This window comes from Clostridium beijerinckii (assembly GCA_003129525.1).
Classification (GTDB): domain Bacteria; phylum Bacillota; class Clostridia; order Clostridiales; family Clostridiaceae; genus Clostridium; species Clostridium beijerinckii_D.
Map to the genome: position 1 here is coordinate 1,586,106 of CP029329.1, position 12,881 is coordinate 1,598,986.

A 12,881-nucleotide genomic window follows, 5' to 3' on the forward strand; every position below is an offset into this window, starting at 1 on the left:
ATATATTGATACTTCTTCTATGTTTTTAGAATTATTTAACTAGTACTTTACATACTGCTTTTTCAACAAAGTCATTATTTATTGATATCTTTGGCATATGTATATCTTCTGGAAAGGTGATAATAAAGTCACCAACGAGTGATTTACAATAAGTTTGTACTGAACCAGAATATTTAATAAAGTCATCCTTTGGATCATACTCTGTCACAGCATTTAAATTTGATACATCACTATAACCTAATAACTCTTGGCCTTTAAGTACTAAGTGAATATCTAAGTAATCTTTATGACCTTCAAAAAAACAATCCTCTTCTTTTAAACAAGTGTAAGAAAATCTATTGAGGAAAACATTATCCCCATCAATTTCGTTACGACCATGCTCTAAAGAAAGTAAATCAGTATTTAAAATAAAGTCTATTGCTTTGTCTAAGTTAATATTTAATCCTTTATAACGATTTAAATCTTTAATCTTACCTATTATCATAAAAATCTCCTTTTTGATTTATTATAGCATTAAATAAATAATATCAAATAAATATACTATAAAAAGAAACATGTTCCATTCAATGACAACAGGTTTCTAAAACTCTGTATATTATTGGATTTATTAACTTTCTGTATTAATATTTGATATTAATAGCAAGACAATTGTTAAAATTAATAGGAAATGGGGAGTTTTTCATGAAAACGTTTAAGAATTTTAAAATATCACAAAAACTAATATTATCTTTCACTATTGTTGCAATATTAATTGGGATTGTCGGTTTTATTGGAATATATAATATGAAAATTATTAATAATAATGCAGTTACTATGCATGATTATAATTTAGAAACAGTAAAAAATTTAACTACTATAAGACAAAATTTTGACGAGGTGCGTATTGACTTATTAAAACTTATATATGAAAAAAATAGTAATCCGCAAAATGATATTATAAAGAAGGATATAAATGAATTATTTAATCAAACTAATAATCTTATTGATTCATATGAGAAAAAATTAATTTCTAAATCAGAAGAAAAAATTTTTTTTCAGCTAAAAGAGAATTCAAAGGCATTCATTGATTCATCTAATTCAGCAATAAAATATGTTGATATGAATAATTATGATGCAGCAGAAGCTAGTACTGCTGTAATTAATCAAAATATAAAAAATGTATCTTCAAATATGAGTATATTAATAGCCAATTCTATTAGTCAAGCTGATAATTCCTATGCATTGAATAACTCCAATTATAGAATTTCTTCATACGCTACAATTTCTATAGTAATATTAGGTTTTATTATTGCTATTGCATTAGGATTATCACTATCACTTATGATTTCAAGAAAATTAAAAATGATAGTATTATTTGCTGAAGCTTTTGGAAATGGAGATTTAACTAAAGCTATACAAGTTGATACAAAGGATGAAATAGGTAATCTTTCAAAATCATTAAACATTGCAAATAAAAATATAAAAAATCTAATAATTGAAATAATCAATGGTTCTAGTGATATAAGTGCAACAAGTGAAGAGCTTTCTGCAACCACTGAAGAAATTTCATCTCAAATGAATGTAGTAAATGAATCTACAAATCAAATATCCAAGAGAATACAAGACTTAAGTGATACTGCTGAAAATGTAACCGTTTCAGCAAAGGAAATAAGTATTACTACAAAGATTCTTGCAAAAAATGCAAGTGATGCAACAATATCTGTAAGAGAAATAGAGAAGCGTGCTGTTGATATAAAAGATAAGGCATTAAAAAATATAGAACAAAGTAATTTAATTTACGATAAAAATCGTACAAATATTCTAAAAGCTATCGAAAACTCTAAAGTTGTAGTAGAAGTTAAAGTCATGGCAGATTCTATTGGCAGCATAGCAGAACAAACTAATTTACTTGCTTTAAATGCTGCTATAGAAGCAGCAAGAGCAGGAGAACAAGGAAAAGGATTTGCTGTAGTTGCTGATGAAGTAAGAAAACTTGCTGAACAATCTTCACAAGCAGTTGCTATCATTCAAAAAATGGTATCAGAAGTTCAAAGTGCAGTCGGAAGTCTTTCGAAGAGTGGACAAGATGTTCTTGAATTTATGAGTGACAATGTAAAGCCAAGTTATGAATTTCTTATGAATACAGGTATGCAATATGAAAAGGACGCTGAATTTATGAAGAATCTAATAGGAGAATTTGCATCATCCTCAACACAAATGAATGAAGTGGTAATGAAAGTAGAAAGTGCTATACAAAACGTTTCGGAAGTAGCTAAACAATCTGCAGCTGGCTCTGAAGAAATATTGAGAAGTGTTAATGAAATAACATTTGCAACTTCTGACATTGCAGAATCTTCACAAAGTCAAGCTGAACTTTCACAAAAACTAAATGATATAGTACAAAAATTTAAAATATAAAATTAATGTTAATAATATCTGGAATATGGTATATATTTTTTTTTATATTATTAGAAAGGTAAAAGCAAAGACAATAGAATCTAATTAATTATTCTATTCTTTGCTTTTTTGCATTTACATGGATAGGTGGATAACATGGATATATAAAGATTTAAAAAGCTATTTATATATAATATTCAATAGAATTGTGTAAACGTATTAAGAAATAAAAAAATGCAAAAATATCGTTTACAAAAGTAAAAAGAGATGCTATAATCAAAACAGATGAAGCGATACTCCAAAAAAAATAAAAAAAGGGAGTGGTACTTCAAATAAAATGTTAAAAAATATGGAGGGTAAAATAATGAAAAATAAAAAAATGGTTGCCTTACTTTTAACAGGAATTATGTCATTATCATTAATTGGATGTGGAGGTGCAAACAAAGGATCAAATGGAAGTGCAGAAGCTACTAATATTATGTATTCAAATGGAGGACCAGTTGAATTTTTTGAAACACCTTGGTTAAATCCAGGAAGTTATACATATTCAAAGGTATTGTATGATCACTTAATAGTTGCAGATGAGAATTTAAAACCTTCTGAAGGACAATTGGCAAAAGATTATTCTTTAAGTAAAGATGGTACTGAATTGATATTCAATTTAAGAGATGATATTTACTGGCATGATGGAGAAAAAATCACTCCACAAGACATTAAATGGAGTATAGAATATTCTTTAAAAACTGCTGTATTAAATCAAGTATTTATTAATACTTTCAAAGCTATAAAAGGTAGTGACGCTTATATAGATAAAACGGCTGAATCAATAGATGGTATAGTTATCGATGGTAACAAAATAACTATTACGTTTAATAAAGTAGCACCAGATGCATTATTAACTTTCACACAATTTGCACCATTACCTGAGAAATATTTTAAAGATGTTGATCCATTAAGGTTCCAACAAGCAGAATACTTCCAAAAACCTATTGGATCTGGTCCATTTAAAATAGGGGAAGTAAGCATGAATGATTATGCTACTTTAGTACCATTTGATAAGTACTACAATGGAGTGCCTAAATATGATATTCAATTAACTCCAAGCCCTGGGGACAGTGATCCTAACTTAGTTAACAATGCAAAATCAAACATGTTAGATTTTGGATACACTAAGACTGTTTCCGATATTAAAGCACTTAAAGACTCTAAAGACGTTACATTAAATAAAGTTGATGTTAGATATACTCGTTTATTATATGTAAATAAATTTAATAAAAAAGATGGAACAAAATCTCCACTTTCTGATGTAAGAGTACGACAAGCCCTTAAATATGGTATTGATATGAATACTATATCTAAAAGCTTATATGATGGAACAGTAATTCCAGCAAACAGCTTAACTCCAGATGGACCTGATAAAGTTGAAGGATTAGAAAATTATGATTATAATCCAACAAAGGCTAAAGAATTATTAGCTCAAGCAGGTTGGGATCCAAATTATACATTAAATGTTGTTTACTATTACACAGATCAATTAACAGTTGATCTTATGACTACAATTCAATCTCAACTAAAAGAAATTGGTGTTAATATGAAATTTAAATTAGTTGAAGGCGACTTAGCTTCAATACTTTGGAAAGCACCAGCTGATCAAAAGAACGGCCCAAGTGCTGTAGATTGGGATATGGCTTATGCAGCTAATGCAGCATTATCAATGCATGAATACTATGACAGATATAGAGAAGGTTCACCATCAAACTCTCATACTCCAGCAGATGAAAAATTAAATGCATTAATTGATGCAACAAATTCTTCTATGGATACTGAAGTACAAAAAAATGCATTCTTCGAATTACAAAAGTATGAAAATGAAACATTGTTTAGTATTCCACTATATTATCAACCAATTTATGTAATCCAAAGTAATAAAGTAGATACTGGTATTGAAAAATATGGTAATCCTCAATTTAACTACAACTGGAATATTCAAAATTGGACACTTAAATAAAATTTTAAACATAACAAAAAATAAATGGTGAACTGATTAAATTCAGTTCACCAAGTCTCAAAAAAGGAGGAAAATATGTTAAAGTTTACCGTAAAAAGATTACTCAGTTTAATTCCCATGGTATTTGTAATAACATTCATTATATACTTTGCCCTTGATTTAACACCAGGAGATGCAGTATCGCATATGATTAGTCCAGAAATGTTAGCAAATGTTGATGCTTCAAAGCTGGATGAAATTCGTGCATCTTATGGATTGAATGATCCATTTCTAATTCGTTATTTTAAATGGCTTGGTCAGCTACTAACAGGTAATTTTGGATATAGTTTAACTAGTGGGGTTCCTATAGCTGATGAGTTAAAGAAATTAATACCTGCAACTTTAGAATTATCAATAGCTGCATTATTAATATCAACAATACTTGGTAGTTTGTTAGGTCTAATCAGTGCAATTCGTCGTGGTACTATTGAAGAAGGTGTATTAACTGTAGCAGGAATGATTGGGGTATCTATTCCAGAATTCTTCTTTGGTATGGTTATGATATTAATTTTTGCACTGAATTTAGATTGGCTTCCAGTAGGAGGACGTATGGCACCAGGGAAAAAAGAATTCTTTGACCGCATTCAATACTTAATTATGCCAGCACTTGTTTTAGGAATATCTTTAACAGCTGGAGTTATGAGATATTCTCGTTCAAGTATGTTAGATACAATGAACAAAGAGTATATCCGTACAGCAAGAAGTAAGGGTTTACCAGAATGGCGTGTAAATTTAGTTCATGGATTTAGAGTAGCTTTAACACCTGTAATAGTTTTAGTAGGATTTAGACTACCTACATTGATTGGAGGATCAGTTGTTATTGAAACAATCTTTAGATGGCCAGGCGTTGGTAGTGCGTTTGCTACAGCAATTCGTGCTCAAAACTACTCGTTAGTTATGATGATTGCATTGTTCTCAGTAATTGCAGTTTTACTTGCAAGTTTAATCGTAGATGTTGCAACAGCTTTACTTGACCCACGTGTTAAGTTAGATTAGGAGGGTACTATGGCAGAATTAAATGTAAAAAGAAGTAAATTTGATCGTAAACTTGATAAAATTAAAGAATTAGAAGAGTCAGGACAATTAAAAAATCAAAATGTCAATCGTACACTAAGAAAATTTCTTAATAATAAACTAGCTCTTGCTGGAGCAGGGATATTTATAATTATTTTGGTAGCTTCAATATTGGCACCACTGCTAACTTCATATGATCCTCTTAAAGCAGACATGAATAGTGTATTACAATCACCATCAGCAAATCACTTTTTTGGAACGGATAAAGTTGGAAGAGATGTATTCTCAAGAGTTTTATATGGTGGAAGAATCTCAATATTCATTGGTTTAGGTAGTGCACTTGGTTGTGCCCTTATAGGTGTATTACTTGGTTGTTATGGAGGATATAAAGGTGGATGGTTTGATAAAATAGTATTACATATTTCAGAAGTATTTATGTCATTTCCACAACTAGTTCTTGTATTACTACTTGTAACAATACTTGGACAAAGTTTAACAAACTTAATTGTAATATTTATTTTAACTGGATGGGGTAGCGTATACCGTATGGCTCGTTCGCAAATATTAACAATTCGTGAAGAAGAATATGTACAATCACTTAAAGCTTTTGGACTAAATGAATTTCTAATATGTTATAAACACATGTTACCAAATGCAATTGGGCCAATAGTTGTTAATATAACATTAAGTACAGCAATGTTTATTTTACAAGAAGCATCATTAAGTTTCTTAGGATTAGGAGTTCCATTAGAAATAGCAACTTGGGGTAATATCCTAAATGCTGCACAAGATATGTTTACATTACAAAATAACTGGTGGTTATGGTTGCCTGTCGGCATAACAATTTCATTATTTGTTATGGGCATAAACTTTCTTGGTGATGGTATTCGTGATACTACAGATCCAACACAACAAGGTTAGGAGGTAAAGATATGGAAGATAGACCTATTATTTCGGTAAAAAACTTAAAAACGTACTTTTATACTAATCAAAGATGTAATAAAGCAATCAATGGAGTGTCTTTCCAAGTAAAGAAAGGTAAAACCCTTTGTGTTGTAGGAGAATCTGGTTGTGGTAAGAGCGTAACAGCATCGTCAATTATGCAGTTATTGCCAAAACTTTCTCGTATTGAACAAGGCGAGATTATATATCATGGTGACAAAGGTGATATAAGAATAGATAAGTTAGAGAGAAATGGTAAAGAAATGCGCCATTTAAGAGGACAGGATATTGCAATGATATTCCAAGATCCTATGACAGCATTGAATCCTGTATATACAATAGGATATCAAATAATGGAAAATATTCTTTCTCATGAAAAAGTAACTAAGAAAGAAGCTTACGATAGAGCACTAAAATTATTAATAGATATGGGAATCCCTTTTCCAGAACAAAGAATTAATGAGTATCCACATCAATTTTCAGGTGGTATGCGTCAAAGGGCAATGATAGCACTAGCTATGAGTTGTAATCCAAAAGTATTAATAGCAGATGAACCTACAACAGCTCTTGATGTTACAATCCAAGCTCAAATATTTGAACTTATGGATAAACTAAAGAGAGATTATGATACAGCAATACTTTTAATTACTCATGATATGGGAGTTGTTGCTGAATTAGCTGATGAAGTAGCAGTAATGTATATGGGAAATATCATTGAATCTGGAACCGCAAGAGAAGTATTAAAAACATCTGCTCATCCATACACAGAAGCTTTATTAAAATCAATTCCTATCTTAGGAAAAGGAAGAGAACAAGAATTACATCCAATAAAAGGTTCAACACCAGATCCATTTGATAGACCAATAGGATGTCAATTTGCTCCAAGATGTAATTATGCATGTGAAAAGTGTAATACAATGCCTGGAGAAGAGATGACAAGTGGAACACATATGGTACGTTGTTGGAATCATAAAGAGGTGATGAAGAATGGAAACAAATAACAAAGAAGTTTTATTGGAACTAAAAGGTCTTAAAACTTTATTCCCAGTTAAATCAGGTTTTTTTAATAAAGTAAGTAACTATGTAAAAGCAGTAAATGGTATTGATTTAACTATATACAGAGGAGAAACTCTTGGACTTGTAGGAGAATCAGGATGTGGGAAGACTACTCTTGGAAAATCAATTCTTCAATTAGTAAAGCCTACCCATGGAGAAATGATTTATGATTTTAAACAATATGGTGGTAAGAAAGATTTAAGAAAATTAAATGCAGAGGAAATGGATTTAGCTCGTAAAAAGATGCAAATAGTATTTCAAGATCCACAATCTTCATTAAATCCATCTTTTACCATATATCAATCATTATCAGATCCACTAAAGAAATTTGGAGTAACACTAAAAGAAGATAGACGTATATTAATTGGAGATATTCTAGAAGCAGTAAATATGCGTCGTGAATATATGGATAGATATCCACATGAATTTTCAGGCGGACAAAGACAAAGAATTGGTATAGCTAGAGCCCTTTGTATTAATCCAGAGTTAATAGTATGTGATGAATCAGTTTCAGCATTAGATGTATCTATACAAGCACAGGTGTTAAATCTATTAATGAAGATAAAAAGTGAAAGAGATTTAACATATATATTTATAACTCATGATTTAAGTGTTGTAGAATACATAAGTGATCGAATAGCTGTAATGTATCTAGGAAGAATTGTAGAACTTGCAGAAACATCACAAATATTTAATAATACATTACATCCATATACACAAGCTCTATTATCAGCTATTCCAATAGCTGATTTAGATAAAAAAGGAAAACGTATCATTTTGGAGGGTGATGTACCTAGTCCAGTAAACCCACCATCAGGATGTCATTTTCATCCACGTTGCATAAAGTGCATGGACATATGTAAAAAAGAAGAACCTGAATTAAAGAAATATGTTATAAATGGAGAAGACCACTTCGTTGCATGTCATTTAGCACAACAAAATATGAATAAAAAAGGAGAATAACAATGAGTAAATTTGACATTAAAGCCTTTAAAGGTGTAATTCCAGCTGTATTAACAGTATTTGACAAGGAAGAGAATATTGATGAAGTAGGTATGAGACAATTAGTTTCATTCTTAATAGGTAAAGGTGTAAACGGACTTTATTTAACTGGGTCAACTGGAGAAGGTTTCACAATGACTTCAGAAGAAAGAAAAAAAGTTGTTGAAATAGTAATGGACGAAACAGCAGGTAGAGTACCAGTTGTAGTTCATGTAGGAGCTATTGGAACAAAAATTTCAATCGATCTTGCTAAGCATGCTGAAAGTGTTGGAGCAGATGGTATCTCAAGTGTACCTCCTTTCTACTGGAAGTTTAATGAAGATCAAATAGTTAATTATTATACAGATATAGCAAATTCATGCAGTCTTCCAATGATAGTATACAATGTACCTCTTGCAGGATTACTTGGAATGAATGCTATAAAGCGTTTAGCTGCAGTTGAAAATATTAAGGGAATTAAATACACTGCATTATCTTTATATGAAATAACACAAATAAAAGATGAAGTTGGAGAAGACTTCTTAGTTTATTCTGGTGCTGATGAAATGGCTGCCCAAGGGTTGCTTTCAGGAGCTGATGGAATAGTTGGATCTTTCTATAACATAATGCCAGAATTATTTATAAATATCTTTAATGCAGTTCAAAATAAGGATCTAGATGAAGCAAAAAAACTACAAAAACAAGCTGTAGAAGTTATAATGTATGCATTACAATTACCATCATTTTATGCTGGAATGAAAGTAGTTTTAAAATGGTTGGGTGTAAATGGCGGATATTGCCGTAGACCATTCCAAAATTTAACATCAGAAGATGAAGTTAAATTCAAAGAAGGATTTAAGAAGTTAAAAGAAACTTATGATTTAAAAGGAATTGATTTCTTAGATGCCCTATAAAATCAATCTAAAAAAATCACGTGAATGTGATGTGTTTATTATTGGTGCAGGTATTGCTGGCGTTATGTCAGCAATCCAAGCATCAAATAATGGAGCATCAGTAATTATATCTAGTAGTGCAAATATTTTATCTGGATCTAGCTTTTATCCTGGAACATGGGGATTAGGTCTAATAGGCCCAGAAAACAAAGAAGATGAAAAAGATTTAGCAAAAACAATTAAAGAAGTTGGTTGTGATGTAGTTGATGAAAATCTAGTTCAAACTTTTGTAAGCAATATACCAAAAGCAATACGGCTAGTTAAATCAATGAATATAAATATGAAAGAAGCAGCTAACAAAGATCAAAAAGAGTTTATTCCATGCTTTGATCATAAAATAAGGAATTGGAACGGAATTTTATTTGATAGTGCAAAAGAAGTATTTAGTGAAAAACTTAAAGCACAAAATATAAAGACATATCCTTTTTCCGAGGTAATTGAAATTATAAAGGAAGAAGAAAAGGTTATTGGAATTATATTAATTAATAAGAATAAGGAATTTGAATTTATTAAATGTAAAGCAATTGTAATAGCAAGTGGAGGAATCGGCGGATTATTTAAGTATAGACTTAATACAAATGATATTACTGGAATGGGACAATCGTTAGCATTAAAAAGCGGATGTAAATTAGTAAATATAGAATTTATGCAGATGATGCCAGGATATATAAATCCATGTCCTAAAACAATATTTAATGAAAAGACATTTAAATATGTAGATATTTTAAACCAATATGGAAAAAATATCTTTGACGGAATGGAAAACAAACTGGAAAAATTAGAGGAGCGATCAACACATGGTCCCTTTACATCTAGATTAAATTCAAGAGAGATTGACTATAAAATCTTTAATGAATTTATGAAAGATAGAAATGGAGTTGTAGTTAGGTATAAAGAAGAAATTAAACATCAACAACCTGAATTTATCAAAGTATATTTTGATTGGTTAAAGGAAAGAAAAAATTTAACAGTTGATGATGACATAAACTTAGGAATTTATTTTCATGCTGCTAATGGGGGCATTAAAATTGATGAAAAGGCCCAAACTGGAGTAAATGGTTTATTTGCAGCAGGTGAAGTAACTGGAGGAATGCATGGAGCTGATAGGATTGGAGGACTATCAACTGCAAATGGATTAGTATTTGGAACAATAGCAGGTGAGTCTGCTAGTACATATGCTTCAAATATTATTATGAGCAGTATAGAAAAAATAGAATTTGAACCTTATGAGATTGAAAATGCTGAAGAACTAATTAATGAGTTACAAGAAATCATGTTTAGGGCAGCAATGATCGAAAAAAATGAAATAACGGTTCAAAGTGCGATTAAAAGAATAGATGAAATACAAAGCAATTTAGTATATAAGTCAGATTTTAATATGAAGGATATAAATAAATCTTATAGATTAAAGGCTAATCTATTATTATCTAAATGTATTTTAATGGCAATTGATCTACGTAAAGAAAGTAGAGGATCCCATTATCGTAGTGATTATAAGAAATCTAATTCTAATATGAACAAGAAGATAATTATTGAACTTAATGATAACATAGATGTTCATTTTGAATAGGAGGTAAAACATGCCAGTAGTAGATATGGATTTAGAAAAATTAAGAGAATATACCGGAACAAATCCAATACCAAGTGATTTTGATTTGTTTTGGGATGAAAGACTTAAAGAAGTAAATAATCATCCATTAAACTATAAAGTAGAGAAAAGTGAAATACAAGGATATGACTCATGTGAATATTATGATTTATGGTTTGATGGTATTGATGGAGGAAAAGTATATGCTAAGTATTTACATCCTAAGTCAGAGGAAAAGGTGCCTTTAATACTACAATTTCATGGATACCCTGGAGCTAGTAGAAGTTGGTTTGAACAATCATCATTTGCAGGGATGGGATGTGCAATTATTGCAATGGATTGCCCGGGACAAGGTGGCAAGGGCGATGATATTGGTGGTATAAAAGGTACAACAGTAGCTGGACATATAGTAGCTGGTCTAGATGATGAGCCTAAGAATATGTATTATGTTCGTTTATTCCAAAATACATCAATATTATGTAGAATAGTTCAAGAATTAGAAGGAATTGATATTAATAGGATTTATGCAAATGGTGCTAGTCAGGGAGGTGGCATTGCTCTTGCATGCACGTCACTAAACAAAATAATAAAAAGGTGTGCTGCATTATATCCATTTCTTTCTGATTATGAGAGAGTTTGGGATATGGATTTAGATATGATTGCTTATGAAGGTCTACGTTATTATTCAAGATGGTTTGATCCTATGCAGGAAAATCAAGATGAAGTCTTTACTAAGTTAGGATATATCGATGTTCATAATTTTGTTCATAGATTAGAAGCAGAAGTACTATTTGGAACAGGATTAGTAGATAATGTATGTCCTCCATCAACACAATTTGCAATCTATAATAATATAAAGTCAAAAAAACAACATTTCATATTTCCTGATTATACCCATGAAGAAATTTCAGCATTTGATGATATGTTAATTGATTTCTTCTTAAAGGAGGACGAATAATATGCCAGCATTAGATATGCCTATAAATGAAATGGAACAATATTTAGGCTCTGGAATAAAACCTAAAGATTTTGATGAGTATTGGGATAATCAAATAAGAAAAGCAAATGACATGAAATTAGAATATATAATTACACAAAAAGAATTTAAAAATAAAAAAGCAAAATATTATGAAATAATATTTAAAGGCATAGATGGAGCTAATATATATGCTAAGTACATATGTCCAAATCATGAAGGCAAAGTTCCTACAGTGTTAGAATTTCATGATTATAAGCAATCAAGTAGAGGCTGGCATCACTTAACTAGATATATTGCACTTGATTATGCAGTTCTTGCCATGGATTGCAGAGGTCAAGGTGGAAAGAGCGAAGATTTAGGCGGTGTAAAAGGATCTACAGTGTGTGGACATTTAATAAATGGAATCCACGATGAAGTTGATAAAATGTATTATACTAAGGTTTATTTAGATGGATATATATTATCAAAAATAGCTGAAGCACTACCCAATACAGATAAAGATAAAATGATTACTTTTGGTAAAGGTCAAGGTGGAACAATAGCTCTTGTGACTTCAGTATTTAATGGGAATATAAAGAAGTGTTCACTTCAATATCCATTTTTAAGTGACTTTAAACGTGTATGGGATATGGATCTAGATATAGAGGCTTATGAAGGAATTAGATATTACTTTAGATGGTTTGATCCAATGCATATTAATGAAAAAAGGATATTTGAAAAGCTTGGATATATAGATGCTGTTAATTTTGCATCAAAACTTAAATGTCAACTATTTGTTGGAACAGGATTACTTGACAATATTTGCCCACCAAGTACCCAATATGCCATCTTTAACAATGCAAAAGGTGAAAAAAAGCATGTTGTTTTTCCAAAGTATGGACATGAATTAATTAATTTTTTTGAAGATGAAAATTTAAAATTTATTAAATTGTAATTTAATAAAAC

At 30.3% G+C, this 12,881-nt stretch carries 11 protein-coding genes; 10 read left to right on the plus strand and 1 reads right to left on the minus strand.

From position 1 onward, the window contains the following. Positions 1-31: 31 nt before the first annotated feature. Positions 32-484 carry a YhcH/YjgK/YiaL family protein gene (locus tag DIC82_06980; GenBank protein ID AWK50771.1) on the minus strand — a complete coding sequence of 151 codons (453 nt, stop codon included), beginning with the start codon at positions 482-484 and terminating at the stop codon, positions 32-34. A 197-nt stretch (positions 485-681) separates the two neighbouring features. Here DIC82_06980 and DIC82_06985 point away from each other — a divergent pair, with 197 nt between their 5' ends. From DIC82_06985 to DIC82_07030, 10 genes are all read left to right on the plus strand, one after another. Then, positions 682-2,397 carry a methyl-accepting chemotaxis protein gene (locus DIC82_06985; GenBank protein ID AWK50772.1) on the plus strand — a complete coding sequence of 572 codons (1,716 nt, stop codon included), beginning with the start codon at positions 682-684 and terminating at the stop codon, positions 2,395-2,397. Between the two features lie 343 nt (positions 2,398-2,740). Continuing rightward, positions 2,741-4,384 carry an ABC transporter substrate-binding protein gene (locus tag DIC82_06990; protein AWK50773.1) on the plus strand — a complete coding sequence of 548 codons (1,644 nt, stop codon included), beginning with the start codon at positions 2,741-2,743 and terminating at the stop codon, positions 4,382-4,384. Positions 4,385-4,459: 75 nt separating this feature from the next. Next, entirely contained in the window at positions 4,460-5,419 is a 960-nt protein-coding gene (locus DIC82_06995; protein AWK50774.1) for a peptide ABC transporter permease, read from the plus strand. Positions 5,420-5,428: 9 nt separating this feature from the next. Beyond that, positions 5,429-6,358, plus strand: a complete 930-nt coding sequence (locus DIC82_07000) for a peptide ABC transporter permease (GenBank protein ID AWK50775.1) — start codon at positions 5,429-5,431, stop codon at positions 6,356-6,358. 11 nt (positions 6,359-6,369) lie between these two features. Further along, positions 6,370-7,380 (plus strand): peptide ABC transporter ATP-binding protein, encoded by a 1,011-nt coding sequence (locus tag DIC82_07005; protein ID AWK50776.1) that lies wholly within the window; start codon positions 6,370-6,372, stop codon positions 7,378-7,380. After that, positions 7,367-8,398, plus strand: coding sequence for a peptide ABC transporter ATP-binding protein (locus DIC82_07010; protein AWK50777.1), 1,032 nt, complete (start codon positions 7,367-7,369; stop codon positions 8,396-8,398). The genes DIC82_07005 and DIC82_07010 overlap by 14 nt, the downstream gene beginning before the upstream one ends. Before the next feature lie 2 nt (positions 8,399-8,400). Then, positions 8,401-9,330, plus strand: coding sequence for a dihydrodipicolinate synthase family protein (locus DIC82_07015; GenBank protein AWK50778.1), 930 nt, complete (start codon positions 8,401-8,403; stop codon positions 9,328-9,330). Next, complete coding sequence (locus DIC82_07020) at positions 9,320-10,939, plus strand: F420H(2):quinone oxidoreductase (GenBank protein ID AWK50779.1); 1,620 nt, start codon at positions 9,320-9,322, stop codon at positions 10,937-10,939. Before DIC82_07015 ends, DIC82_07020 begins: the two co-directional genes overlap by 11 nt. Before the next feature lie 10 nt (positions 10,940-10,949). Then, on the plus strand, positions 10,950-11,915 hold the full coding sequence (locus tag DIC82_07025; GenBank protein ID AWK50780.1) for an acetylxylan esterase: 966 nt from the start codon (positions 10,950-10,952) through the stop codon (positions 11,913-11,915). A 1-nt stretch (position 11,916) separates the two neighbouring features. Then, positions 11,917-12,870 carry an acetylxylan esterase gene (locus DIC82_07030; GenBank protein AWK50781.1) on the plus strand — a complete coding sequence of 318 codons (954 nt, stop codon included), beginning with the start codon at positions 11,917-11,919 and terminating at the stop codon, positions 12,868-12,870. The last annotated feature ends 11 nt before the right edge of the window (positions 12,871-12,881 follow it).